The sequence below is a fragment of the Mesorhizobium subarcticum genome (genome assembly GCF_055456085.1).
In genome coordinates this window covers 2,971,137-2,994,579 of record NZ_CM144237.1, presented here as the reverse complement: position 1 = coordinate 2,994,579, position 23,443 = coordinate 2,971,137, and the positions used below count along the sequence as shown (strand labels likewise).

At 63.2% G+C, this 23,443-nt stretch carries 24 protein-coding genes; 12 read left to right on the top strand and 12 right to left on the bottom strand.

What is annotated here, in order from left to right; all coding sequences use genetic code 11:
- The first annotated feature begins 212 nt into the window (after positions 1 to 212).
- Positions 213 to 710 (top strand): methyltransferase family protein, encoded by a 498-nt coding sequence (locus ACZYHG_RS14580; RefSeq protein ID WP_464614378.1) that lies wholly within the window; start codon positions 213 to 215, stop codon positions 708 to 710.
- Positions 711 to 729: 19 nt separating this feature from the next.
- Here the strand turns inward: ACZYHG_RS14580 and ACZYHG_RS14575 are convergent, their stop codons facing one another.
- Together ACZYHG_RS14575 and trxB are read right to left on the bottom strand one after the other, a co-directional pair.
- Positions 730 to 1,626, bottom strand: a complete 897-nt coding sequence (locus tag ACZYHG_RS14575) for a LysR family transcriptional regulator (protein ID WP_027030549.1) — start codon at positions 1,624 to 1,626, stop codon at positions 730 to 732.
- 92 nt (positions 1,627 to 1,718) lie between these two features.
- A complete protein-coding gene (gene trxB / locus ACZYHG_RS14570; RefSeq protein WP_464614377.1) occupies positions 1,719 to 2,693 on the bottom strand; it encodes a thioredoxin-disulfide reductase in 975 nt (324 codons plus the stop codon).
- 254 nt (positions 2,694 to 2,947) lie between these two features.
- Here trxB and ACZYHG_RS14565 point away from each other — a divergent pair, with 254 nt between their 5' ends.
- Both ACZYHG_RS14565 and ACZYHG_RS14560 read left to right on the top strand, forming a co-directional pair.
- On the top strand, positions 2,948 to 3,427 hold the full coding sequence (locus ACZYHG_RS14565) for an Lrp/AsnC family transcriptional regulator (protein ID WP_027055123.1): 480 nt from the start codon (positions 2,948 to 2,950) through the stop codon (positions 3,425 to 3,427).
- A gap of 160 nt (positions 3,428 to 3,587) precedes the next feature.
- The gene (locus ACZYHG_RS14560; protein ID WP_464614376.1) at positions 3,588 to 4,382 is read left to right on the top strand and encodes a glycosyltransferase family 2 protein; all 795 of its coding nucleotides are present in this window, start codon (positions 3,588 to 3,590) and stop codon (positions 4,380 to 4,382) included.
- A 15-nt stretch (positions 4,383 to 4,397) separates the two neighbouring features.
- On the opposite strand, the gene gmhB is transcribed toward ACZYHG_RS14560, so the two are convergent.
- The 4 genes from gmhB to ACZYHG_RS14540 form a co-directional block, all read right to left on the bottom strand.
- On the bottom strand, positions 4,398 to 5,045 hold the full coding sequence (gmhB, locus tag ACZYHG_RS14555) for a D-glycero-beta-D-manno-heptose 1,7-bisphosphate 7-phosphatase (protein WP_464614375.1): 648 nt from the start codon (positions 5,043 to 5,045) through the stop codon (positions 4,398 to 4,400).
- Positions 5,038 to 5,610 carry a D-sedoheptulose-7-phosphate isomerase gene (locus ACZYHG_RS14550; protein ID WP_027058611.1) on the bottom strand — a complete coding sequence of 191 codons (573 nt, stop codon included), beginning with the start codon at positions 5,608 to 5,610 and terminating at the stop codon, positions 5,038 to 5,040. Before ACZYHG_RS14550 ends, gmhB begins: the two co-directional genes overlap by 8 nt.
- A gap of 7 nt (positions 5,611 to 5,617) precedes the next feature.
- The gene (rfaE1, locus tag ACZYHG_RS14545) at positions 5,618 to 7,108 is read right to left on the bottom strand and encodes a D-glycero-beta-D-manno-heptose-7-phosphate kinase (protein WP_464614374.1); all 1,491 of its coding nucleotides are present in this window, start codon (positions 7,106 to 7,108) and stop codon (positions 5,618 to 5,620) included.
- Positions 7,109 to 7,242: 134 nt separating this feature from the next.
- Complete coding sequence (locus ACZYHG_RS14540) at positions 7,243 to 7,875, bottom strand: LysE family translocator (protein ID WP_464614373.1); 633 nt, start codon at positions 7,873 to 7,875, stop codon at positions 7,243 to 7,245.
- Between the two features lie 144 nt (positions 7,876 to 8,019).
- On the opposite strand from ACZYHG_RS14540, the gene rfaD reads away from it, so the two are divergent.
- Genes rfaD through waaC form a run of 3 tightly spaced genes read left to right on the top strand, consistent with a single transcriptional unit; the run spans position 8,020 to position 10,921 of the window.
- Complete coding sequence (gene rfaD / locus ACZYHG_RS14535) at positions 8,020 to 8,970, top strand: ADP-glyceromanno-heptose 6-epimerase (protein ID WP_464614372.1); 951 nt, start codon at positions 8,020 to 8,022, stop codon at positions 8,968 to 8,970.
- Positions 8,943 to 9,950: a lipopolysaccharide heptosyltransferase II gene (waaF, locus tag ACZYHG_RS14530; RefSeq protein WP_464614371.1), complete on the top strand. Its 1,008-nt coding sequence runs from the start codon at positions 8,943 to 8,945 to the stop codon at positions 9,948 to 9,950. The genes rfaD and waaF overlap by 28 nt, the downstream gene beginning before the upstream one ends.
- On the top strand, positions 9,947 to 10,921 hold the full coding sequence (waaC, locus tag ACZYHG_RS14525) for a lipopolysaccharide heptosyltransferase I (protein ID WP_464614370.1): 975 nt from the start codon (positions 9,947 to 9,949) through the stop codon (positions 10,919 to 10,921). Before waaF ends, waaC begins: the two co-directional genes overlap by 4 nt.
- Positions 10,922 to 11,160: 239 nt before the next feature.
- On the opposite strand, the gene greA is transcribed toward waaC, so the two are convergent.
- Both greA and ACZYHG_RS14515 read right to left on the bottom strand, forming a co-directional pair.
- The gene (gene greA, locus ACZYHG_RS14520) at positions 11,161 to 11,634 is read right to left on the bottom strand and encodes a transcription elongation factor GreA (protein ID WP_027030561.1); all 474 of its coding nucleotides are present in this window, start codon (positions 11,632 to 11,634) and stop codon (positions 11,161 to 11,163) included.
- Positions 11,635 to 11,896: 262 nt separating this feature from the next.
- Entirely contained in the window at positions 11,897 to 12,433 is a 537-nt protein-coding gene (locus ACZYHG_RS14515; RefSeq protein ID WP_464614369.1) for a tetratricopeptide repeat protein, read from the bottom strand.
- Between the two features lie 143 nt (positions 12,434 to 12,576).
- On the opposite strand from ACZYHG_RS14515, the gene ACZYHG_RS14510 reads away from it, so the two are divergent.
- The 3 genes from ACZYHG_RS14510 (at position 12,577) to ACZYHG_RS14500 (ending at position 15,210) form a co-directional block, all read left to right on the top strand.
- Positions 12,577 to 13,002 carry a DUF3775 domain-containing protein gene (locus ACZYHG_RS14510; protein WP_464614368.1) on the top strand — a complete coding sequence of 142 codons (426 nt, stop codon included), beginning with the start codon at positions 12,577 to 12,579 and terminating at the stop codon, positions 13,000 to 13,002.
- A gap of 594 nt (positions 13,003 to 13,596) precedes the next feature.
- On the top strand, positions 13,597 to 14,289 hold the full coding sequence (locus ACZYHG_RS14505) for an extensin-like domain-containing protein (protein ID WP_464614367.1): 693 nt from the start codon (positions 13,597 to 13,599) through the stop codon (positions 14,287 to 14,289).
- Between the two features lie 114 nt (positions 14,290 to 14,403).
- Positions 14,404 to 15,210: an extensin-like domain-containing protein gene (locus tag ACZYHG_RS14500; RefSeq protein WP_464614366.1), complete on the top strand. Its 807-nt coding sequence runs from the start codon at positions 14,404 to 14,406 to the stop codon at positions 15,208 to 15,210.
- Positions 15,211 to 15,218: 8 nt separating this feature from the next.
- On the opposite strand, the gene ACZYHG_RS14495 is transcribed toward ACZYHG_RS14500, so the two are convergent.
- A complete protein-coding gene (locus tag ACZYHG_RS14495) occupies positions 15,219 to 15,908 on the bottom strand; it encodes a gamma-glutamylcyclotransferase (RefSeq protein WP_464614365.1) in 690 nt (229 codons plus the stop codon).
- Positions 15,909 to 16,049: 141 nt separating this feature from the next.
- On the opposite strand from ACZYHG_RS14495, the gene ACZYHG_RS14490 reads away from it, so the two are divergent.
- Positions 16,050 to 16,757 carry an LssY C-terminal domain-containing protein gene (locus tag ACZYHG_RS14490; protein ID WP_464614364.1) on the top strand — a complete coding sequence of 236 codons (708 nt, stop codon included), beginning with the start codon at positions 16,050 to 16,052 and terminating at the stop codon, positions 16,755 to 16,757.
- Between the two features lie 14 nt (positions 16,758 to 16,771).
- On the opposite strand, the gene ACZYHG_RS14485 is transcribed toward ACZYHG_RS14490, so the two are convergent.
- Positions 16,772 to 17,794, bottom strand: coding sequence for a zinc-dependent alcohol dehydrogenase family protein (locus ACZYHG_RS14485; protein ID WP_464614363.1), 1,023 nt, complete (start codon positions 17,792 to 17,794; stop codon positions 16,772 to 16,774).
- A 126-nt stretch (positions 17,795 to 17,920) separates the two neighbouring features.
- On the opposite strand from ACZYHG_RS14485, the gene ACZYHG_RS14480 reads away from it, so the two are divergent.
- A complete protein-coding gene (locus ACZYHG_RS14480) occupies positions 17,921 to 18,835 on the top strand; it encodes a LysR family transcriptional regulator (RefSeq protein ID WP_464614362.1) in 915 nt (304 codons plus the stop codon).
- Positions 18,836 to 19,012: 177 nt separating this feature from the next.
- Positions 19,013 to 20,323, top strand: coding sequence for a hemolysin family protein (locus ACZYHG_RS14475; protein ID WP_464614361.1), 1,311 nt, complete (start codon positions 19,013 to 19,015; stop codon positions 20,321 to 20,323).
- Between the two features lie 18 nt (positions 20,324 to 20,341).
- Here ACZYHG_RS14475 and ACZYHG_RS14470 read toward each other — a convergent pair whose 3' ends face one another.
- Together ACZYHG_RS14470 and ACZYHG_RS14465 are read right to left on the bottom strand one after the other, a co-directional pair.
- Positions 20,342 to 21,661 carry an HlyD family type I secretion periplasmic adaptor subunit gene (locus tag ACZYHG_RS14470; RefSeq protein ID WP_464614360.1) on the bottom strand — a complete coding sequence of 440 codons (1,320 nt, stop codon included), beginning with the start codon at positions 21,659 to 21,661 and terminating at the stop codon, positions 20,342 to 20,344.
- Positions 21,662 to 21,664: 3 nt separating this feature from the next.
- Entirely contained in the window at positions 21,665 to 23,419 is a 1,755-nt protein-coding gene (locus ACZYHG_RS14465) for a type I secretion system permease/ATPase (RefSeq protein WP_464614359.1), read from the bottom strand.
- Positions 23,420 to 23,443 lie beyond the last annotated feature (24 nt).

The following is a 23,443-nucleotide window of genomic DNA, read 5'->3' as shown; positions in this document are numbered from 1 at the left end:
CACGCATGCAAAAAGATGGAGGCTGTGGTCTAACCCATTCCGAAAGCCAATAGGACCAGCAGAATCGCCAGAAATCGAGCACGCGGACGGCATGTTGCCGTCATTAAAACGTCATTCGCGGCGGATTTTGCTCCCAAATGGCGAAAACAGCTGATGACCTGGAAACAGGCAGCCGCCGTTCAATTCTGAGGCAGCCAGGCGAGGAACAGCCAATGCGTCCCTTTTCCGCGATTGCCGGCACCGGCCTTTTCCTGATTGCAGCGCCTGGCGTGGTTGCCGGACTTGTTCTCTGGCTGCTCAGCGATCGCTGGGGCCTGCCGTGGTCCACCGTGCCGGGCTTCGTCCTCGGCGGCGGCGCCCTCATAGTCGCCGCGGCCGCTGTATTGTTCCATGCCTTCGCCCGCTTCGCGCTCGAGGGACTGGGCACGCCCGCCCCTGTCGCGCCGACCGAGAGACTGGTTATCGGCGGTATCTACCGCCATGTCCGCAACCCCATGTATGTCGCCGTGCTGTCGATCATCCTCGGCCAGGCGCTGCTGTTCTCGAGCTGGACGCTTGTCGCCTATGCCGTCATCGGCGCAGGTGTCATGGGCACCTTCGTCAGGCTCTATGAGGAGCCGACGCTTGCCCGCCGCTACGGCGCCGAATACGAAACCTATCGCCGCAACGTTCCCGGCTGGCTGCCGCGCCTGACACCCTGGCGGGGCTGATCTCGGGATAGCGTGAGCATCAAAACGACCAAACGCGCGCCTTGGCTATGATGAAATCCCGGAAGACGTGCAACTTCGCCTGGTTCTTCATCGCATCGGGATAGGCGAAATAGGTGTCGAAGGACGGCACCTCGGTCTCCGGCAGGAGCTGCACCAGACCGGAATCCTTCGAGATCACATAGTCGGGCAGCATGGCGACGCCGGCGCCACCCTGCACGGCGCGCTTGATCGACAATATGTCGTTGATCTGCAGCGACGGCACGCGCTGGCCGCCATCGAAATCGCCGACCGTCTCCAGCCAGTTCAACTCCGACAGATGCGAGGGCACCGGCAGGCCGAAGGTGACGATGCGATGGTTTCTGAGCTCGGCGACCGAGGCCGGCTTGCCATGCTTGGCGACATAGGACGGGGCTGCGTAGAGATGGAAATGCACGGTGAACAGGCGGCGCTGGATCAGGTCCGGCTGCTGTGGCTGACGCAGCCTTATGGCGCAATCGGCCTGGCGCATGGTGAGGTCGAGTTCCTCATTGGCGAGGATCAGCTGCAGGCTGATTTCGGGATAGAGCTCGATGAATTCCTGCACTCGTTCCGTCAGCCAGCCGGCACCGAGGCCGACGGTCGTCGTCACGCGAAGCACGCCGGAGGGCCGGTCCTTGGTCTCGGTCAGGCGCGACTTGATGGTCTCGAGCTTCATCAGCACGTCATGCGCCGTGCGAAACAGCATCTCGCCCTGCTCGGTCAGCACCAGGCCACGGGCATGGCGGTTGAACAGCGGCACGCCGACATCATGTTCGAGCGCGCTCACCTGCCGCGAGATCGCCGATTGCGACAAATGCAATGTCTCGGCCGCGTGCGTAAACGACCCCGCTTCCGCCGCAGCGTGAAACACGCGTAGCTTGTCCCAGTCCAACGCCATAATTCCCCTCGTTCCGTTCGGCGTCTGAATGAAAAATCAGGCTTTTACACGGCGTTTCTAAGCCGCTTTTTTAACAGTTTTGTAAGCGGCCCCTATTCCGCTGCTTCGCGATGCACCTCGATGCCCGCCAGATACTTTTCCGCTTCGAGTGCTGCCATGCAGCCTAGCCCCGCAGCCGTCACCGCCTGGCGGTAGATATCGTCGGTCACGTCGCCTGCGGCAAACACGCCGGGCACGTCGGTGCGCGTCGAATCCGGCGCCGTCCACAGGTAGCCGTTCGGCTTCTGCTTCAGCTTGCCCGCGAACAGCTCGACCGCCGGCGCATGGCCGATCGCCACGAACACGCCGTCGACCTTGAGGTGCGTTTCGGCACCGGTCACCGCATGCCTGAGCTTCAGCCCTTCAACCGACGGCGGCAGCGGCGCCTTGCCGGGGCGGCCGGTGATCTCGTCGACGATCGTGTCCCAGATGACGCGGACATTTTCCTTCTTCAACAGCCGCTCGCGCAAGATGCGCTCGGCGCGGAAATCACTGCGCCTGTGGATGACCGTGACACTCTTGGCGAGGTTCGACAGATAGAGCGCTTCTTCCACCGCCGAATTGCCGCCGCCGACCACCGCGACATCCTTGCCGCGATAGAAGAAGCCGTCGCAGGTGGCGCACGCGGAGACGCCGAAGCCCATGAAGTCCTGCTCAGTCGGAATGCCCAGCCACTTGGCCTGCGCGCCGGTGGCGATGATCAGCGCGTCGGCGGTGTAGGTGGTGCCAGAATCGCCCTTGGCGCGGAACGGCCGCACGTTGAGGTCGACCTCGGTGATGATGTCGTTGATGATGTCGGTGCCGACATGCTCGGCCTGCTTGAGCATCTGCTCCATCAGCCACGGACCCTGGATCGGGTCGGCGAAGCCGGGATAGTTTTCGACATCGGTGGTGATCATCAGCTGGCCGCCCTGCTGCAGGCCGGCGACGAGCATCGGCTTCAGCATGGCGCGTGCGGCATAGACCGCCGCCGTGTAGCCGGCCGGGCCGGAACCGATGATAAGAACGGGCGCGTGCTTGGTGGTCATTTAAAGCCTCAGCGGGGCAGACTAAGGAGTATGCCTTGGGGAAAGACGTGGAATTCGCGCTTAATGTAAGGGTTGCCAACCACGCCAGCAAGACGAACGGGCCGTCGTCCCCGGAAAGCTTCGGCCCAAGCGGTTATTCGCACGATGACCGCTTTCGTTACCGATCAAAAATCGCGTTGATGAGGGCTGGCGCCAACACAAAAGTCGTTTAATTACAAAATCGCGAAAGATTCTTGCGCCGAGCTGAGACAGCCATGCCCCTGAAAGCCGACCTCGACGCCATCGACTGGAAGATCCTGCGCGAGTTGCAGGCGGACGGGCGCATGACCAATGTCGAACTGTCGAGCCGGGTCGGCATTTCGGCCCCGCCCTGCCTGCGCCGGGTCAAGCGGCTGGAGGAAGCCGGCATCATCCGCGGCTACCGCGCGCTGCTCAATGCGCCAGCGCTCGGCCTCGATGTCGTCGCCTTCTGCCTGGTCGGCCTGCATCACCAGGCCGATGCCGAACTGCGGACCTTCGCCGAGCGCACGCGCGGCTGGCCCATCGTGCGCGATGCCTGGATGGTGTCGGGAGAATCCGATTTCCTGCTGCATTGCGTGGCAAGCGACCTCGGCGCCTTCCAGACCTTCGTCATCGAGGAGCTGACCTCGACGCCGAATGTCGACACGGTGCGCACCGCGCTCACCATCCGCCGGGTCAAGGATGAAGGCCTGGTCTCGTTCGAGCGCCCCTAAGGCCAGTCGAACGCCTGCGCGCGCCGAATTCCTGGCTTTCGCCACACCGGCGCCGCGTTGGTATTCGACAGACGCTGATGTACAAGGCTGGACGGCCCTGCCGGAACAGGTAGCGTAGGCACCGTGAATTCCGGGGACGGCCCGCCGTGGGAAGGGGACCATGACTCGATTTGCAAGCCCGGTCTCGGCGCTTCTCATCTGCATGAACGAGGCCGACATGATCGGCCCGTGCCTGGAAAGCATCGACTTCTGCGCCGAGATCATTATCGTCGATTCCGGTTCGACCGACGGCACCGTCGAATGCGTGCAAGACTATATCGCCAAGGGCTACCCGATAACCCTCATGCACAATGACTGGCAGGGGTTTCCGCGCCAGCGGCAATTCTCGCTCGACCATGCCACGCAGCCCTGGTGTCTTTCGATCGACCCGGACGAGCGCGTCGACGACCAGCTGCGGCAGTCGATCGTGGCCATCACGCAGTCTGCCGACGACAAGATCGACGGATGGTACATCCGCCGCCGCGATTGGCTGAAAGGCTACGGCTATGCGCATCGTTGGGTACTGCACAACAGGCTGATGCGGCTTTTCCGCAGGCAAGGTGCCACCATGGATCTCACCGCGCGGGTGCACGAAGCCTTCCACGTGCCGGGCGAGACCGGCACGATCGAAAAGGGCGTCCTGCTGCATCGCCGCGAGATATCGGTCGCGGAGGATCTTGCCCGCGCCAACACCTATTCCGGCCTCAAGGCCGTCACGCTGGTCGAGAAGGGCAAGAAGCCCGGCCTGGTGCGGTTGGTGCTGTCGCCGTTCGGCAACTTCCTGAAATTCTACCTGGCCAAGCGCTACTTCCTGTGCGGCCGGCACGGCTTCGTCTACTCGATGTCGGTGATGATCTATTCCTTCGCCACAGAGGCCAAGCTCTACGAAGCGTCGGAGGGCAAGGATCAGGCGTGAGCCTTCAGGGCAGGATCAGCACCTGTTGTCCCCGCCTATCGTTTCAATGGCGGTGATAAGACCGGCCAAGTCATCCCGGTCATACAGGCGCCTGATGGCGAAACCGGGTTGAACCGCCGCCTCGCCGTCCACCAGCCAGCCCTGAGCCAGCCCGGCGCGCTTTCCCGCCTGCATGTCGGCCAGCTTGTCGCCGACGATCAGGGAGCGCTGCAGATCGAGATCGAGGCGTCTGCCCGCCTCGATCAGCATGCCCGGATTGGGCTTGCGCATCGGATGGTCTGATACGGCAAGCGGACCAACGCCAGCCTCGTGGTAGGCACAGGCAAGCGCCATGTCGACAAACACGCCCTGATCGCCCAGCAGCGCGATCACGCGGCCGTTCACCGCCGCAAAGACACTCCAGTCGAAATAGCCGCGCGCGATGCCGGACTGGTTGGTGACCACGACGACCGGAACACCGGCCCGGTTGGCCGCGGCGATCGCCGGCACGATGTTGTCGCGCAGCACGATCCCGGCCGGATTGCTGGGATAGTCGGTATCGACGTTGATGGTACCGTCACGGTCGAGGAACAGCGCTGGCAAGTGCTGAGGGAAAACCCGCTCGCCGACGCGCTCGACCCATAGGCCCGGCTCGGTCAGCGGAAGCCGTGTCCCGTCAGCCATTATGCAGACGCGCTTCGACCACTTCGCAGAGATAATGATAGAGGCACAGATGGCCCTGCTGGATGATCGGCGTCGAGGTCGAAGGCACGTTGAGCAGGATGTCGCACAAGGGCTTCAGCTTGCCGCCGGTGTCGCCGGTCAGGCCGATCACCGTCATGTCCATCATCCGCGCCTGTTCGGCGGCGGCGAGGATGCTTGGTGAATTGCCGCTGGTCGAGATCGCCAGCAGCACGCCACCCGCCGAACCATGCGCCTCGACCTGGCGCGAAAACACCGTGTCGAAGCCGTAATCATTGCCCCAGGCGGTCAGCACGGCCGCATTGGCCGGCAGCGCGATGACATTGTAGGCTTTGCGCTCTTTCAGGAAACGGCCGACGAGCTCACCGGCAATATGGATCGCGTCGCTGGCCGAGCCGCCATTGCCGGCAATCAGCAAGGCTTTCCCTGACGAAAGCGCCGTCACGACAGTGCTCGCCGCCCGCTCCATCTCGCTGGTGAGATCCCGCTCGACCATGGCTGAAATCGCTTCCGCCGAGCGGACCAGATAGTCGTTCAGTTCGGACATGAAACCCTCAGTTTGTAGAGCCGGCGCGCAATTTGCCGATGGTGCTGGTGGTGCTCTTGCCGGCGACGAGGTCGACCAGCACGACGCGTCCGCCGGCCTTCTGCACGACATCGGCGCCGACGACGGTGTCGATCGTATAATCCGCGCCCTTGACCAGAATGTCTGGCAAAAGCGCCTCGATCAGCGCCAGCGGCGTGTCCTCCTCGAAGACAACGACGGCATCGACCGAGGCCAGGGCCGCGAGCACGCAGGCGCGGTCATGCTGGTCGTTGACCGGGCGGCCCGGCCCTTTCAGCCGCCGCACCGAGGCATCGCTGTTGAGACCAAGCACCAGCCGGTCGCACTGGCTGCGCGCCGCATGCAGCAAGCTGACATGGCCGGCATGCAAGATGTCGAAGCAGCCATTGGTGAAACCGACGCTCAGGCCCTCTTCCTTCCACGCTGCCACCATGCGCGCAGCCGATGTGGCATCGAGAATGGCATCCTTGTGGGCGGTCGGTCCGTGCGAGCGGAACAGCGCGCCGGTGAGTTCCTCGACCGTCAGCCGCGCGGTGCCGCGCTTGCCCACGACAACGCCACCAGCGGCATTGGCGATGACCGCGGCCTGCACGCGATCGGCGCCCGCCGCGAGCGAAAGCGCGAAGGTGGCGATCACCGTGTCGCCGGCGCCGGAAACGTCGAACACTTCCCGCGCCTGGGTGGCGATATGGCGGGCATCCTCGGCGGTTACGACGCTCATGCCTTTCTCGCTGCGGGTGGCGACGATGAAATCGAAATCATGGGTCGCAATCAGATCGCGCGCCGCGGCCTCGATCTCGTCGTCACCGAACACCTTGCGACCGACCGCCTCGCCAAGCTCCTTGCGGTTGGGCGTGACCGCCGTGGCGCCGGCATAGCGTGCATAATCATGGCCCTTGGGGTCGACCAGCACCGGCTTTCCCGCATCACGGCAGATGGCGATCAGCTCGCCGGCGACACCGTCAAGCAGGATGCCCTTGCCGTAATCGGAGAGGATGACGATGTCCGCGCGCGTCAGTTCGGCCTGGAAATGCTCGATCAGCATGGCTCGCTCATGGGCGGAGAGCGGCTTGATCTCTTCTTCGTCGAAGCGCAGCACTTGCTGGTTGAGGGCGCTGAAGCGGCTCTTCGACGACGTCATGCGGCCGCGCTCCTGCGCCAGCCCTGCCGTGTCGGCGCCAAGCTCGCCCAGCATCCGCACCAGGCTGTCACCAGCCGTGTCGGTGCCGATCACCGAAACCGGAATGGCGCGCGCGCCAAGCGAGATGATGTTGGCCAAGACATTGCCGGCGCCGCCCATGGCCGAAGTCTCGCCACGCCCATGCAGCACCGGGATCGGCGCTTCCGGCGAAATCCGCTCGATGACACCGTTGACGAAACGGTCGAGGATGAGGTCGCCGACCACCAGCACGGTGACGTCGCCAAAGCGCGCAATGGCGCGGTGCAAAGGTTCGGCGGAAGGCGGATTGTGCTTGATCATGTCACTGGCAATGTATGGAAAGGGTGATCTGTGTCGTGCTGAAAATTGTCAATTTACGGGCCGGACCCCGACAGCGAAGCCGATATACCGCAAATCCACGCAGCGCAACGGCAGCACGGTACACCTCCGCGCGGTCAGCTCTTCTGCAGCGCAACGTGAACGCCAAGCCCGACCAGCACCGCGCCGCCGGCCCGCTGCATCAGCCGCTGCGCCCGGCTCGAACGCCGCAGCCGGCCGATCACCATTCCGGCGAGGAAGACGCAGACGATGTCGGCCGAGGAGAACATCAGGTTGACGATGGTTCCCAGCACCACGAATTGCAGCCAGACCGGGAGGGCCGCCGAGGCATCGATGAACTGCGGCAGAAACGCCATGAAGAAAATCGCGGTCTTGGGATTGAGCACCTCGACGGTGATGCTCTCGAAAAACGCGCGACGGGCCGATTTGCGTTCAAGAACGGGCAGCGCCATCTCGCCTTCGACGCGCTTGCGAAACAGCGAGACACCGAGCCAGATCAGATAGAGCGCGCCGACCAGCTTGACCGCCATGTAAAGCGGCGGCACCGCATGGAACAGCACAGACAGGCCGGCGGCGGCGGCGAAAACATGAAAATAACCGCCAATATGAATGCCAAGTGCGGCCGTCAGCCCCGACCAGCGCCCGCGCGCCATGGTCTGCGCAGCCGCATAAAGCATGGCCGGACCCGGAATATAGGCAAAGATCGCCGTGGTGGCGAAAAACGCGATCAGCAGTTCGGTCGACGGCATTTTTTGTCCCTTATGATCGGGCGCGCCGACAGGCGCCCACTGAGCTAAAGTTTTGCGCACCACTGTGACGCGTGCACCTGCTTTATCGACAGCCTTAACAGCCTCCCTTATAAGGACCGGAATCGCAAGCAACCAGAGGCCTTCATGATCATCGTCACGGGCGGCGCCGGCATGATCGGTTCCAACATCGTCGCCGCGCTCAACGCCGAGGGCCATGACGACATCGTCGTCGTCGACGATCTGACTGACGGCCACAAGATCGCCAACCTCGCCGATCTCAAGATTGCCGACTATCTCGACAAGGACGATTTCTGCGCCCTTCTGGAGGATGGCGGGCTCGGCCGCATCGAAGCCGTCTTCCACCAGGGCGCCTGCTCGACCACCACCGAATGGAATGGCAAGTTCATGATGGAGGTGAACTACGCGTATTCGAAGCGGCTTTTGCATGCCTGCCTCGAACTGCGCGTGCCTTTCCTCTATGCTTCGTCGGCCTCGGTCTATGGCGGCGGCAGCGAGTTCCGCGAGGAACCAGAGTTCGAACGGCCGCTCAACGTCTACGCCTATTCGAAGAAGCTGTTCGACGATTATGTCCGCCGCACCGTGTTCGATACCGACCATTCGCCAGTGGCCGGCTTGCGCTATTTCAACGTCTACGGCCCGCGCGAGGCGCATAAGGGCACCATGGCTTCGGTCGCCTTCCATCTGTTCAACCAGGTCGAGCAAGGCCAGAACCCGAAACTGTTCGGCGCCTATGACGGTTTCGGTCCCGGTGAACAGAGCCGCGACTTCATCCATGTCGGCGATGTCGCCGACGTCAATCTGTGGCTGTGGAAGCGGGGCTCGAGCGGCATCTTCAACTGCGGCACCGGCCGCGCCCAGCCGTTCCGCACTATTGCCGAAACCGTCATCGACACGCTGGGCAAAGGCGAGATCGAGTTCATTCCCTTCCCCGATCACCTCAAGGGCAGCTACCAGAGCTTTACGCAAGCTGATATGTCCCGTTTGCGCGCGGCCGGTTATAACGGCCAATTCCGGAGCGTCGAAACTGGCGTCAGAGACTATGTCGAATGGCTGAAAGCCCAACGATCCTCGTGATCGGCCCACGCTGGGTGGGCGATATGGTGATGGCGCAGTGCCTGTTTTCGGCGCTGAAGGAACTCCATCCCAACGCCGCCATTGATGTGCTGGCGCCAGCCTGGGCCGCACCGCTGGTCAAGCGCATGCCCGAGTTACGCCAGCAGATCGACTTTCCGCTGAAACCCGGTGCGCTCGAATTCAGCCATCGCCGCCGCTTCGGCCGCCTGCTGCGCGGCCGTTACGACATGGCCTATGTCCTGCCCGGCAGCTGGAAGTCGGCGCTGATCCCGTTCTTTGCCCGCATTCCGCGCCGCTTCGGCAATCTCAGGGAAATGCGCTATGGCCTGCTGACCGATATCGTGCCGCTGCCCGAGGCCGTGAAACGGCGCACCGCGCAGGCCTATTTCGGCCTCGCCCAAGGCGGCAGTTTTCGCGCCCCTCATCTGACCGTGGATGCGAAAAACCAGGCCGCCCTGCTCGACCGTTTCGGGCTGGCGCCACAGAAATTCGCGGCCCTGATGCCCGGTGCCGAATTCGGCCCGGCCAAGCGCTGGCCGAGCGAAAGCAATGCCGGCCTTGCCCGCGAGTTCATGGCCAAAGGTTTGAAGGTCGCCCTGTTCGGTTCGAAGAACGACCGCGACGTGACGGCCGAGATCGCCGCCCTTGCTCCCGGCGTTGTCGACCTTGCCGGCCAGACACGGCTGGAGGATGCCATCGACCTGATTGCGGCGGCAAGGCTGGCGGTCTCCAACGACAGCGGGCTGATGCATGTCGCGGCGGGCGTCGGCACGCCGATCGTCGCCGTCTACGGTTCGACGTCGCCTCAGAACACGCCGCCGCTGGCGGAACGTCGCGAACTGGTCTGGCTCGGCCTGTCCTGCTCGCCTTGCCACCAGAAGATCTGCCCGCTCGGCCATCTCAACTGCCTGAAGACATTGGAAGTCGGACAGGTTGCGGCGGCAGCCGACCGGCTGCTGGAACTCCCGGCCGCGGCATGAAGGTGCTGATCGTCAAGACATCGTCGATGGGCGATGTCATCCACACATTTCCGGCGGTCGAGGATGCCAGTCTCGCCAGGCCGGACGTGTCCTTCGACTGGTGCGTCGAAGAGGCATTCGCCGGCATCGTGGCGCTGCATCCGGCGATCGCTGGGATTCACACCGTCGCGATCCGGCGCTGGCGCAAGGCGCTGCTCAATGGCGGCACCTGGCGCGAGGCCGCAGCGCTGCGCCGCACCTTGCGCGAATGCCGCTACGACCTGGTCATCGATGCGCAGGGCTTGCTGAAGTCGGCCCTGGTGGCACGGCAGGCGGGCGCGCCGATCGCCGGCTTTGACCGCTCGAGCGCACGCGAACCTTCGGCGACGCTGTTTTATGACATCACCTACGCCGTGCCGCGTGACCTGCACGCCATCGAGCGGACGCGACGGTTGTTCGGACTGGCACTTGGCTACCAGCCCGATCTGTCGACGCTCGCTTCAGGCATTGCGTCACCACCCGGCGGTCTCGCCGGCACCACCGGGAAAACCGCCTTCCTGCTGCACGGCACCAGCCGCGAGGATAAGAAATGGCCGGTCGAAGACTGGATCGGAACCGCCCGCCTGCTGGTCGAGCGCGGCATGACACCGGTCACCACCTGGTCAAACGAACGTGAAAAGGCCGTAGCTGAGGCAATCGCCAAGGCCGTACCATCGACGATTGTCGTGCCAAAATCCCCGCTGGCCGACATCGCCGCCATCCTCGGCCGTTCGACGCTAGTCGTCGGCGCCGACACCGGCCTGACCCACCTCGCCAGCGCCTTCGGCCTGCCGACAGTTGCTGTGTTCCTGGCGACAGAGCCGGGTTTGACCGGTCCCCGCGGTCCATACGCGTCGACGCTGCTGGCTGCGCCTGGGCGGCGTGTGACGCCGGCTGAGGTGATGGCAGAAGCGGACAGGCTGCTTGATCTTAAATTACAAGCGCCGGCTTAGGACCTTTTCAGAATTTGCTCTGGCGAGTCGAATAGGGTGGTTTTCGAGAACCGGAGCGGAGCGTACTTTAAAGTACGTGAGCACCGGAAGCGCAGAAAACCGCTCGCGCATGACCCCGAAAATCGTATCGATTTTCGGAAAGGATCATGCGCTAACTGAAAAACCTACAGCGTCCTTTGCGCGTCTGAGAGGACGCGCGGCGCTGTAGTCGGCCGCCAGAGTAGAATTATCAAAAGGTCCTAGATGAACTGCACCTGGACGATCTCATAACCCCTAGCACCGCCGGGCGCATTGACCTCGATGGCGTCGCCGACTTCCTTGCCGATCAGCGCGCGCGCAATGGGTGAGGAGATCGAGATGCGGCCCGATTTCACATCGGCTTCCTGGTCGCCGACGATCTGGTAGGTCTTCTTCTCCTCGGTATCCTCGTCGACCAGCACGACGGTGGCGCCGAACTTGACCTTTTCACCGCTGAGCTTGCTGACATCGATCACTTCAGCGCGCGCGATATAGTCTTCGAGCTCGTTGACGCGGCCCTCATTGAGGCTCTGCGCCTCCTTGGCGGCATGATATTCGGCATTTTCGGACAGGTCGCCATGCGAACGCGCTTCGGAGATCGCCTCGATGATGCGCGGCCGCTCTTGCTGCTGGCGCCAACGCAGTTCCTCCTTCAATGACGCGAACCCCTCGCCTGTCATCGGGACCTTGTTCATGATGCCTGACCTTTCCTGCCGCCACCCCCGCGTTTCGGGGAAAGCCTTGTCACAAAAAGAAAACGGGTCCGGCAGCCTCGGGCTAACGGAACCGTTTCACCGCAATTTCCCAAGATATAGCAATCTTTCCGGGTTTTTCACGCCCAAAAATCGGTTTTGCGAAAATCATCCCCGCTTTCATCAGCGAGGTGGCGCATAAGATAGCAGGTAAAAAAACGGCCGCGATCGCTCGCGGCCGCTTAGGAACCCTTCGAGAGCCTGATCAGCTTCTCATGAAATGGTCGATCTGCTCTGAAAGCATGCCGTATTCGCGCGAGCCCTTGCCGGTGCGCTTCTCGATTTCCGCCAGCTGCTGCTGGGCGCCGGCAAGATCGCCGATCTGGAGATGCGCTTCGCCGAGATATTCCCGTACCAGCGTGTAGTTCGGGTCGATGCGCAGGGCTTCCTCGTAATAGCCGAGGCCGACGGTGACACGACCGGAATGGCGGTGCGAATAGCCGAGATAGTTGAGGATGCGCGGATCCTGCTTGTTGGCGGCAAGGCTGAGAACCGCGATCGCCTCGTCATAACGACCGGCCAGCGCCAGCGCATGGCCGGCATCATAGATGCTGTCGTCGTCCAGCATACCTTCCTGGGGCGCAACACACTTTTTCTTCTTCTTGTCCCAGACTTCTCCCTTTTTGCACTGGGTGACAGTCTGGTCGCTGCCACCGCTAGTGCCCGCCGCGAACACCGGGACGGCGAAGAACTGGAGCGCGACAAGGGCAGTCGCCGCCTGGATCAGCATTCTTTTATGCATCGGAGCCTCCTTGAGGGGTGAGAATGCAAGACTAACGCCGGACGGCCCGGGTTTCATCCCGGAAAAAAGCAGAATTGGAGAACATCAGGTGACGCATGCCTGAAATCCGCTATCATCCAGCCAACGACTGACGGAGACGACCCGTGCAGCGACGGCTTGAAAAGGACTGGGACCTTACGATCGGCCCCGACACTGTGCGCCTGTTCATTCTCAAGGCCAAGTCCTTGAGTGCCGCCGTCAACGAGGATTATGCCGACGGCGCCGAGCACGAGGTCGAACTCGACGGCGAGTCCCATGTCAACCATCACCATGACGGTCTCGCCGAGGAGAGCTCTGAAAACCTCACCGAGGAAGAGCTGCGCGAGCTGATCAACGACCTCAATGTCGATGAAGCCGCCGAACTGGTGGCGCTCGCCTGGGTCGGCCGCGGCGACTACGATGCGTCGGAGTGGGCGGATGCTCTGGCCGCGGCGCGCGAACGCGCCAACAAGCGCACGGCGAAGTACCTGCTTGGCATGCCGCTGCTTGCCGACTGGCTGGAGGAAGGTCTGGAAGCGATCGGCGCGTAACGGCACGGTTACCGTTCGTGATGGGCTGAAGGCAACTTCCGGGCGCGCGCGCCGTTGTCGGCGATGGGGTCGCTTGTCTTTTCCCGAATTTACAGGATTGCACTGGCCACGGCCGTCACCGCTTTGCTGGTGACGCCTGCCGATGCCAGACATCGCCACAAGCATCACGGGCCGCTGTCCCCTCGGGTGGAGCAGCCGTTGACACCACGGGTCGACCGGCCGTTGAAGCCGCGTGGCCGGCATAAGACGAAATCGCGCGTGGAACAGCAGTCCGCTCCGAGCCCGGCCCCTCAGAAAACGCAAAATCCCCCGCCATTGTCTGCGACGCCATCGCCTCCGCTGCCATCGCCTGCCGATGCTCCGGTGCCTGAACCACGTCCCGCAACCGCTGCAAAGACGCAAGACCAGAAGACCGAAATTCCCAAGATAGAGGATCCCAAGACAAACGGGGCCAAGTCAGATGCCCCCATCCCAGACGCAGATTCCGACCAGTTCAATGAGGAAAAGTCCCGTCAGAAAAAGCAGGCACGCCCCGAGCCTTCGGCCCCGGAGCCGTCAACCAATACGGAAAGCGAGCCTGAGCCACCGGCCGATGTGCCTGTCCCGACGCAAAGGCCCGACACCGCCGAGCCCGAGACTCAGCCGCCGGCCGTCGCCCCGCAACCGCCGCCAAAACCTGCGGATGCCGGCGACAAGAAGATGCTGCCCGACCCGCGCTCGGCCGACCTGCCCGACGCCAGGATGCCCGCCGAGGAAGTTGCCTGCCGTGAGCGACTGAAGGCGCTCGGCGTCGAATTCGAGGAACACAAGGCGGAAAGCAATCCCGAAATCGGCTGCTCCATCCCCTACCCGATCGTGATCAAGACGCTGAACAAGTCGGTCGCCATCGGTCCTGCCACCGAGCTCAATTGCGCGATGGCCGAGGCCGCCGCGCGCTTCACCACCGATGTCATCCAGCCGGCCGCCAAGACGGAGTTCGGCACGGACGTGAAATCGATCAGCCAGGCGTCAGCCTTCGTCTGCCGGCCGCGTCACGGCACCAGAAAACTGTCCGAACATGCTTTCGGCAACGCGCTCGACATCGGCAGCTTCACACTCTCCGACGGAAAGAAGATCGAGATCAGCCCGACACCACCGGATAAGGACGCCAAATTCCTCAACGCCGTGCGCAAGGCGGCCTGCGGTCCATTCAAGACCGTGCTCGGACCCGGCGCTGACGCCGACCATGCCTTGCATTTCCATCTCGATCTCGAGCCACGCAAGCATGGCGGGACGTTCTGCCAGTAGGCCGGTCGACCGGACGGCTTGCCGCAATTCAGCCGCAGACGTGAACGCGGACGCAGAGCTTTCCTTTACCCTTGATCGTTAAAATGCCGGATATCCACGATTAGGATTCCGCCAATGACCGGCAAAATTCGCGCCGTGTTTTTCGCCACTGCGCACCGACTGAAGCCCACTGCGATGCTGGCCGCTGGCCTCATGCTTGCGGCCGTTTCGGCCTGCAACACCGGCAGCGTGCTGTCGCTGCAGCCGGCCGTCGATGTCGGCACACAGACCTCGGCCGTGCCGCAATATACGGGCATGCAGAAGCTGGTCCCGTCCAATCCCGACATGACGCAGGCCGCCTATCCGCGCATGGATGAGCCAATGTCGCCGGTCGAGCAGATACCGGCCAGCGAGACCGATTGCCGCCAGCAGTTGAAGCGCCTCGATGTTGCCTACACCGACCTGGCGCCGATCCATGAAGGCCAGTGCGGCATCGACTATCCCGTCAAGGTCACGGCCATCGGCAGCATCCAGATGAAACCCGCCGCGACCCTGACCTGCGACATGGCCGCCACCTTCGCCGCCTGGACGAAGAACGAGCTCGTTCCCTCCGCCCGCTGGCGCTACTTCTCCGGCGTCAAGACCATCCACCAGGGCTCCAGCTATTCCTGCCGCAACATCGCCGGCGAAGGTGTTTTGTCCGAGCACGGCAAGGGCAATGCGCTTGATGTCATGAGCATCGAGCTCAACAATGGCGACGACATCGACGTGCGCAAGCCCGGCCTGTTCGCCTTCCGCACGCGCGGCTTCCTCAACAATGTGCGCGCCGACGGCTGCCAGTATTTCACCACGGTGCTCGGCCCCGGCTACAATTACGACCACCGCAACCATTTCCATTTCGACATCAAGAACCGCAAGAACGGCTATCGCGCCTGCCGGTAAGAAGAGGTTCAGGCGGGACTACCACCTGGGTTTGAGGCAGTGATCTGCCGCGCCACCAGATCCTGAATCCGCCAGAGATTCCTGTCCCGGATGCCGCTTTCCTCAAGCTTGCTGACGGTGCGGAACAAATACTGTGCTGACGAGCCCCAATGTCCAGCAGCCCGGGCCAGCGTATCGCCCACCTGCTCCAGCGGCAACTTGCCGGCATAGGCCCTGCCCTCCGGCGTCGCAACGAATGCAAGAGCGATCAGCGGCCCTTCCCTAGTGTTGACCTTGATCCAGCGCGGCACATTGGTGGGTGGGTTTGCATCGATCTCGCGACGCATCAACTGGCCAAGCTGCCCAAAGTGGTCTTCGTCGGGCAGCCGGTAGACGATGCCGTTGCAACTGCCGCCACGGTCGAGCGCCAGCATCAAGGCAGGCAATTCGCGCGTCCCGCGCCAACGCGTTAGCTTGAGGCAGAATGAACGATGCCATCCCGACGCCGTGGCGGGACGTTGTTCGACATGGACGAACTCGGGATTCCAGATCAGCGACCCATAGGCAAAGACCCAAAGCGTTTCGGGCAGGTACTCCGAAAGCAGCTGATCGACCAAGCCATCGAACTCCGCATCCGTGTGTTCGCTGGTCCCAGGCTCTGGCCCTGGATCGGGCTCGACACGCTCGACTTGTGCCACAAGCTCGGCGGTCAATGCCATCGGCCTGCGTCCTGCCAGTTTCCGCGCCATTGGTGCCCCCGCACAAGAACGATAACAGATGATAGAACGATGAGGCACCGCTGGCTATTGCCTTCCAAGTTCTCTCGGGCAACAGACTGTGGCGCGGATCGAGCGGCATTCATGAGTCAACGAAGCTTGCGATGGCGAACAGTCACATGGCTGGCTGCCTTGTTGGCCGCCTATGTGGCGCTCGCCTATTTCGCCGCGCCGGAGTTCTGGACATTCCGGGAGCGCGGCTTTCGTGACCAGCGCTTCGAAATGGTGACGCACACGCCGCAAGGCATTCCCGGTGACCCGATCAATGTCGGCCTCATCGGCACCGAGAAGGAGGTGGTCCATGCCTTCGCCGTTGCCGGCTGGGATACCGCTGATGCTGTCACCCTGAGGACCGCGATCGATATCGGCGAAAGTGTCCTGTTTTCCCGACCCTATCCCGACGCGCCGATGAGCCGCTTGCTGTTCGAAGGCCGCGCCCAGGATCTCGCTTTCGAAAAGCCGGTCGGCGACAGTGCCGACCGGCGCCACCACGTCCGCTTCTGGCAGACCGATACGGTCGGCGACGACGGCCGCCCGCTTTGGTTGGGCTCCGCCAGCTTCGATCGCGGCGTCGGTCTCAGCCATGACACCGGCGCGATCACGCATCACATCGGTCCCGACATCGATGCCGAACGCGGCTTCCTGATCGGCGACCTGAACGCGGCCGGTCTGCTGGCATCGACCAGCGACATGGGTGGCATCGGCCCCACCACGACCGGCCGCAACGGCGGTGGCGACCCCTATTTCACCGACGGCAAGGCTATCATCGGTGTGCTGACGCAGCTGCAGTGAGCCGACGGCAAAGGTCAGGTCGTGGTGACCACGATCTTGCCGAACGGCCCCTTCTCCAGATGCTGCAAGGCCTGCGGCGCCTCATCAAAGCCAAAGACCTTGTCGATGACCGGCTTGATGCCGAGCGCCTCGATCGCCTGGTTCATCCGCTCGAAAGACCGGCGATGGCCGATCGACAGGCCCTGCACGGTGATGCGGTTGCGCATGAAGGGCAGGATCGGGAAACTGAGTTCCATCGAACCCAGAAGACCGATGATCGAGAGCCGGCCATCGGCGGCCAGCGCGTTCAGCGATTGCCGCGCATTGTCGCCGCCGACCATTTCCAGCACATGGTTGACGCCCAGCCCGTTCGTCAGCGCACGCGCGGCTTCGTCCCATGCCGGCTGCGTGCGGTAGTTGATCCCTTGCCAGGCGCCAAGCTTTCTTGCCCGCTCAAGCTTCTCGTCACTGCTCGAGGTGACGATGGCGCGCAAGCCGAATGCCTTGGCGAACTGCAGCGCAAACAGCGACACGCCGCCAGTGCCCTGGATGAGGATGGTCTGGCCCGCCACCGGTCTGGTCGCCTCGGTCATGGCAAACCAGGCCGTCAACGCAGCGATCGGCAGCGTCGCCGCCTCGATGTCGCTGAGCGATGGCGGCGTCAGCACGGCAGCGTCCTCACCAAAGATGACGTAGTCGGAAAGCATGCCTGGCAACGAGGAGCCCAGCGTGTGCGTGTGCAGCACCGGCGGCGCATCGCCATCCGGCCAGTCGGCGATGACCTGGCCGAGCACGCGTTGCCCGACCTTGAAGCGGCTGACCGCGCTGCCGACAGCCACCACCTCGCCCACCGCGTCCGACGTCGGCACGAAGGGAAAGCTGAGGTCGGGGATCAGCGTGCCCTCGACGATCATCTTGTCCTTGTAGTTCAGCGACACTGCTTTCGTGCGCACCAGAAGATCGTGCGGCCCGGCTTCGGGAGTTTTGCCCGTCACCTGGCTCAGCCTGGACAGGCCGAAACCGCTCATCTGCCAGGATCTGTTGATTTGGGTGCTCATGTCGCTTCGCGCTCCGTGATTGATGGCCACGCGAGACATTTATGCTTTTCAACTATAGAAAATAGAGCTTCTATGCGGCATATTTGGCAACTGATTGATAACTAGAATTCGCCAATTGGAACCGTCATGGAATCGACCGACCTGCAAGGCATCGTCGCATTCGTCCAGGCCGTGGAGGCTGGCAGCTTCACCGGCGCCGGCGAGCGGCTGCATGTGACAAAGTCGGCGATCGGCAAGTCGGTCGCCCAATTGGAGCAGCGGCTCGGCGTTCGTCTGCTCAACCGCACCACCCGCAGCCTCAGTCCGACCAGCGAAGGCGAGAGCTACTATGAGGCCTGCGTCAGGGCGCTGGCCGAGATCGAGGCGGCGCAGTCACTGCTTGCCTCGCGCCGGCAGATCCCCTCCGGCCGGCTGCGCATCGACGTGCCGCTCGCCTTTGGCCGGCGCTGCGTCGCGCCCGTCCTGTTTGCGATTTCCAGGAAATTCCCGGAGCTGACGGTGGAAATCTCGTTCAACGACCGCCGCGTCGACCTGATCGAGGAAGGCATCGACCTCGCGGTGCGCATGGGAGAACTGGACGACAGCCTGTCGCTCGCGGCCAGACGCATCTATGCCCAGCGCTCGGCCATCTGTGCGGCTCCCGCCTATCTCAGGGAACACGGCAGGCCGCGATCGGTCGACGATCTCGCCCATCATAGCGTCATCGGCTATGGCCGCGAGGGCGTCGTCCGTCCCTGGGTGATCAGGCATGACGACGGCCATCTGACGACCTTCGTCCCCAAGGCGAGGCTGGTTCTCGGCCATGGCGAACCGATGCTCGATGCCGCCCTTGCCGGTTGTGGGATCGCCTTCCTGCCGACCTGGCTGGCAGCCGACAGCCTCGGGAATGGCGATCTCGAAATGGTCCTGTCGGACTGTCTGGTGGAAAACATTGTCGTGCACGCCGTCTGGCCAGTGACGCGCGCGCTCACGCCAAAAGTGCGTGTTGTCGTCGACGCTCTCGTCGAACATTTTTCGGCGCCGTCGTGGGATAACGGCTGAATGACGCGACTGTCATTTTCTAAAAATGGCCAATGCATGTCACACAAAAGTGGTCCCGGTTTTGGGACAATGACATGCATCAAAACCAAAGACTGAAAGCGCGGCGCGCTTAATCCGTTTACGCGCGACGCGCTTTCACTATTTTCGAAGGCCGCGCCGCAATGCTATTGAGCCCTCATGCTATACGTTGAAATTGCTATCGTGGTCGTCCTCATCTGCGTGAACGGCCTGTTGTCGATGTCCGAACTCGCTATCGTTTCATCGCGCCCGGCACGGCTCAAGGCGATGATCGACCGCGGCGTCAACGGTGCCGGCCGCGCGCTCGACCTTGGTTCGAACCCCGGCAAGTTCCTGTCCTCGGTGCAGATTGGCATCACGCTGGTCGGTGTGCTGTCCGGTGCCTTCTCCGGCGCCACGCTGGGCGACCGGCTGTCGGTGTACCTGGCCTCGACCGGGATGCGCGAAAGCGTCGCCGACCCGCTCGGCGTCGGCATCGTCGTTGCCATCATCACCTATTTCTCGCTGATTGTCGGCGAACTCGTGCCCAAGCAGATCGCGCTGCGCGACCCGGAGCGCGTCGCTGCCCGCGCTGCTCCGGCAATGACAATCCTCGCCACCATCTCGGCGCCGCTGGTGTTCCTGCTCGACATTTCCGGCCGCGCCATATTGTGGCTGCTTGGCCAGCGCGGCGAAAGCGAGGAGAAGGTCACCGACGAGGAGATCAAGATGCTGGTCGCCGAGGCCGAGCATCACGGCACCATCGAATCCGACGAGCGGCGCATGATCGCCGGCGTCATGCGGCTTGGCGACCGCGCCGTGCGCGCGGTGATGACGCCGCGCACCGAGGTCGACTGGATCAATCTGCAGTCCGACGACACGACGATCCGCAAGCTCCTGATGGAGACCCAGCATTCGCGCCTGCCGGCCGGCGACGGCGGCGTCGACGTCATGGTCGGTGTTGTCCAGACGCGCGACGTGCTGGCCGCGATCCTTGCCGGCCGCACGCTCGACCCGCGCAAGCATGTGCGCGCCGCCCCCATCGTCTACGACCAGGCCGACGCGCTGGATGTGCTGCACAAACTCAAGGAATCCGACGTGCCGATGGCGCTGGTCCATGATGAATACGGCCATTTCGAAGGCATCGTCACCCCGGCCGACATTCTCGAAGCCATCACCGGCGTGTTCCGCGCCGACCTTGATGCCGGCGACGAGGAAAACGCCGTCAAGCGCGAGGACGGCTCATGGCTGCTCGCCGGCTATATGCAGGCCGACGAGATGGCCGATATCCTGGGCATCGACCTGCCGGAAAACCGCGACTACGAGACCGTCGCCGGCTATGTGCTGTCGCACATGCACCATCTGCCGGCGACCGGCGAATGCGTCGACGCGCAAGGGTGGCGCTTTGAAGTGGTCGACCTCGACGGCCGCCGCATCGACAAGCTGATCGCCACCCGCCTGCCCGGCAGCCAACGCGAAGCGGTGCGCTGATCGTTCGATCCCCGATATCTACCGCTCCGTAAAGGCACGAGCGAAGGAATCGAGCATCGGCCGTGCCAGATACTCGAAGAATGTCCGGTCGCCAGTGTTGATGAACGCCTCGACAGGCGTTCCAGGATAAAGCTGCTCAAGATTCACGCCGGGCGGCAACTCGGCGGCAATCCTGAGCCTGGCGCGGAAATAGGGCTCATGCGTGGCCTGGTCGATGAGCCGGTCCGCGGAAATTTGTGTCACGGTGGCTGAAACCTCTGGGGTAAGCCGCATGTTCAAGGCCGACAATCGCAGTTTCGCCGGCTGGCCGACACGAACCTGGTCGATGTCTTTTGGCCGCAGCCTTGCATCGACGATCAGGCCCGATGCCGTGGGCAGGATCTCCATGATCTTTTCGCCGGGGGCAATCACGCTGCCCTTGGAGTTGTACGTCGACGAGACGACTATGCCCGCCGCCGGCGCCTTGATCGTCGTTCGCCGCAGCACCGCCTCCGCCGCCCCGATCTGTTCCCCGAAGTCGGCCAGGTTGGAACGAACCTCCTCCAGCTTCGTCAGCGCCTCCTCCACGCGCTGCGTGGTCAGGCGCTCGGTCTGCTCCTGGGCTTCGACGATCTGGGTGTTGGCCGCTGCGATATTGGCTTCCAGCATCCCAGCCTGCCCGACGAGATCGGCCTCGCTGCGCAAAAGCTGGGAGTATTCGGTACGGTTGGTGAGGCCCTTGTCCAGCAGGCTGGTCTTGATGCCGAGTTCCTTCTTCACGATTTCGATCTGTTGTTGAATGGCCTGTTTCTGGGACTGCAATCCCACGACAGACTGGCGATGCATGGCCAGTCGTTGGGCGAGGATCGATTGTTCCGATCGAAACCGGGCGAGCCTGGAATCGAATTCCTTCTGCTGTTCTCGAACCAGCATCTCGAAATCGGCCTGGAACGGTGCTGGCGCCGCTTTGGTGATTGGCGCCAGCCGGTCCAATCCGTCGCGTTCCGCCTCCAGCCGCGCCGCGCTCGCCCTGAGCGCGATCGACTGTCTCGTCAACCGGTTGAGCTCTGCCCGCGCGGCTGTTGGATCCAGCACGATCAGATCCTGGGCCTGTTGCACGCGATCGCCTTCATGGACCAGCAATTCCTGGACGATGCCGCCCTCGGGATGCTGGATCAGGATGTTTCCGCCGGTCGCCGAGATCGTCCCTTGCGTGATCACCGCTCCCGACAAGGGCGCGCTGACGGACCAATAGCCAAAGCAACCCACCAATAGCGCTATTGCCGCGTATCCGGCGGATGCCACACGCCTTATGTCGGTGCGCGGACTGCCTTCCCAAGCGAGGCTCTGGACTGCCATGGTCTATGATCCGAAGCGGGTGTTGTGCGTGCGAAGCGTCGCGGCGAACGAGCCTGTCACCACCGGATTCTGCCGGGGAATGCCCTTGCCAGCGCCCGTACCGGCCCCAGACTGCCGCAACACCTCGCCGCTGGGGCCGAAGGCTTCGATCACGCCGCCGCGCAAAAGCATAACGCGGTCACAGGAGGCAGCAATCGCAGGGCGGTGCGTGATGACGATTGTCGTGACGCCGGCCGCTTTCACGGCGGCAAGCACCGCTTCGAGCGCTGCTTCGCCCGCGCCATCGAGATGGGCGTTGGGCTCATCCAGCACGAGTATCTTGGGAGCGCCGTAGAAGGCGCGCGCCAGCCCGATCCTTTGGCGCTCGCCGCCCGACAAATTTCTGTCCGACGGGCCTATCAATGTCTGGTAGCCGTCCCGCTGCGCCAGGATCAGGTCATGTGCCTCAGCCCTCCTGGCTGCCTCGATGATCGAGGCGTCATCTGCATCGGGGTTGAAGCGAGCGATGTTTTGCGCGATCGATCCTGGAAAGAGCTCGACCTCCTGTGCGAGGTAGCCGATATGCTTTCCGAGCTGGTTTTCGTCCCAGGTCCTGAGGTCGGCGCCGTCAATCCTCACCGCGCCGCCAGTCGGCCGGGCAGCACCCACAAGCAACCGCGCCAGCGTCGATTTGCCGGCGCCGCTTGGGCCAACGATGGCCAACGCTTCGCCGGCGCCAATTTGAAAGTTCAGCCGCTTGAGGATGGGTTCGGTGCCGGGCTGGGCATTCGGCGCCATGAAGAAAACGTCCTGCATGGAAATCGCGCCAGTCGGATCGGGCAGGATCAGTTTCCGCGCTTCAAGCGGACGCGCCGCAAGCGCCGTCTCAAGCCGGCTCCACGCTCGCCGGGCGTCCGCGATCTGACGCCAGGCGCCGATCAACTGGTCGAGCGGCTGCAGCGCGCGCGACGACACCAGCGAGGAGGCGAAGATCATGCCTGCCGTCATCTGCCCTTCGAGCACCAGCCATGCGCCAGCGCCGAGGATCGCCAGTTGCAGCATCATGCGCAGCGCCCGCGAAGCGCCGCTGAAGATCGCATTGGCACTCGCGGAGCGGTCATGGAGGGTGAGTGCTGCGGCGACGTGCCGTCCCCAGACCTGCGCGGCGTTCTCGACCATGCCCATGGCACGCAGCGTCTCCGCGTTGCGGGCAAAGGCCTGTTCTGCCTGGCTGGCCAAAGCCGAACGCTCCGCGGACAAGGCGTCGTTGCTGCCGATGGCAAGCTGGTTGGCCACGACCAGGAGAAGCAGAAGTGCCGCGCCACCGACCGTCACCCAGAACAGCACCGGATGGATCAGATACAGCAGGGCGAGAAAGACAGGGGCGAAGGGCAGATCGAACAACATTGCCACGCCGCGCGACCTGATGAAGGCGCAGAGCGAGGCGAGGTCGCGCAGCGGCGACAGGCCGCCGGCATATTTTGCGCCAAGCGAAATGGCGAATGTGCCGGCACCCAGCTTCCGGTCGAGGGTCGCCGCGACGCGCTGTGTGTAAACGGCGCGGATCGCGTCCAGCAGTCCAAGGAAGGCGAGCGCGAGAACCGCAATGGCCGAAAGATAGACAAGCGTCTCGACGCTGGAGGACGGCAGCACGCGGTCATAGACCTGCAGCAGATAGAGCGGGATCACCAACAGCAGGATGTTGATCAACAGCGAGAAGACGCCGACATCGGCGATGGCGCGCATGAAGACCGGGCGCAGGTCGGACGGTCCGGTCATTTCCGCATTCCCCTACGCTGCATG

What these genes read in the sequence shown, in the direction of transcription:
- ACZYHG_RS14475 (WP_464614361.1), top strand. Translation starts at nt 19,013, where the DNA reads ATGCTATACGTTGAAATTGCTATCGTGGTCGTCCTCATCTGCGTGAAC.
- ACZYHG_RS14515 (WP_464614369.1), bottom strand. Translation starts at nt 12,433, where the DNA reads ATGCATAAAAGAATGCTGATCCAGGCGGCGACTGCCCTTGTCGCGCTC.
- ACZYHG_RS14490 (WP_464614364.1), top strand. Translation starts at nt 16,050, where the DNA reads ATGAGTCAACGAAGCTTGCGATGGCGAACAGTCACATGGCTGGCTGCC.
- ACZYHG_RS14565 (WP_027055123.1), top strand. Translation starts at nt 2,948, where the DNA reads ATGCCCCTGAAAGCCGACCTCGACGCCATCGACTGGAAGATCCTGCGC.
- rfaE1 (WP_464614374.1), bottom strand. Translation starts at nt 7,108, where the DNA reads ATGATCAAGCACAATCCGCCTTCCGCCGAACCTTTGCACCGCGCCATT.
- ACZYHG_RS14540 (WP_464614373.1), bottom strand. Translation starts at nt 7,875, where the DNA reads ATGCCGTCGACCGAACTGCTGATCGCGTTTTTCGCCACCACGGCGATC.
- ACZYHG_RS14495 (WP_464614365.1), bottom strand. Translation starts at nt 15,908, where the DNA reads ATGGCATTGACCGCCGAGCTTGTGGCACAAGTCGAGCGTGTCGAGCCC.
- ACZYHG_RS14480 (WP_464614362.1), top strand. Translation starts at nt 17,921, where the DNA reads ATGGAATCGACCGACCTGCAAGGCATCGTCGCATTCGTCCAGGCCGTG.
- ACZYHG_RS14580 (WP_464614378.1), top strand. Translation starts at nt 213, where the DNA reads ATGCGTCCCTTTTCCGCGATTGCCGGCACCGGCCTTTTCCTGATTGCA.
- gmhB (WP_464614375.1), bottom strand. Translation starts at nt 5,045, where the DNA reads ATGGCTGACGGGACACGGCTTCCGCTGACCGAGCCGGGCCTATGGGTC.
- greA (WP_027030561.1), bottom strand. Translation starts at nt 11,634, where the DNA reads ATGAACAAGGTCCCGATGACAGGCGAGGGGTTCGCGTCATTGAAGGAG.
- ACZYHG_RS14500 (WP_464614366.1), top strand. Translation starts at nt 14,404, where the DNA reads ATGACCGGCAAAATTCGCGCCGTGTTTTTCGCCACTGCGCACCGACTG.
- waaC (WP_464614370.1), top strand. Translation starts at nt 9,947, where the DNA reads ATGAAGGTGCTGATCGTCAAGACATCGTCGATGGGCGATGTCATCCAC.
- ACZYHG_RS14560 (WP_464614376.1), top strand. Translation starts at nt 3,588, where the DNA reads ATGACTCGATTTGCAAGCCCGGTCTCGGCGCTTCTCATCTGCATGAAC.
- trxB (WP_464614377.1), bottom strand. Translation starts at nt 2,693, where the DNA reads ATGACCACCAAGCACGCGCCCGTTCTTATCATCGGTTCCGGCCCGGCC.
- rfaD (WP_464614372.1), top strand. Translation starts at nt 8,020, where the DNA reads ATGATCATCGTCACGGGCGGCGCCGGCATGATCGGTTCCAACATCGTC.
- ACZYHG_RS14575 (WP_027030549.1), bottom strand. Translation starts at nt 1,626, where the DNA reads ATGGCGTTGGACTGGGACAAGCTACGCGTGTTTCACGCTGCGGCGGAA.
- ACZYHG_RS14465 (WP_464614359.1), bottom strand. Translation starts at nt 23,419, where the DNA reads ATGACCGGACCGTCCGACCTGCGCCCGGTCTTCATGCGCGCCATCGCC.
- waaF (WP_464614371.1), top strand. Translation starts at nt 8,943, where the DNA reads ATGGCTGAAAGCCCAACGATCCTCGTGATCGGCCCACGCTGGGTGGGC.
- ACZYHG_RS14485 (WP_464614363.1), bottom strand. Translation starts at nt 17,794, where the DNA reads ATGAGCACCCAAATCAACAGATCCTGGCAGATGAGCGGTTTCGGCCTG.
- ACZYHG_RS14470 (WP_464614360.1), bottom strand. Translation starts at nt 21,661, where the DNA reads ATGGCAGTCCAGAGCCTCGCTTGGGAAGGCAGTCCGCGCACCGACATA.
- ACZYHG_RS14550 (WP_027058611.1), bottom strand. Translation starts at nt 5,610, where the DNA reads ATGTCCGAACTGAACGACTATCTGGTCCGCTCGGCGGAAGCGATTTCA.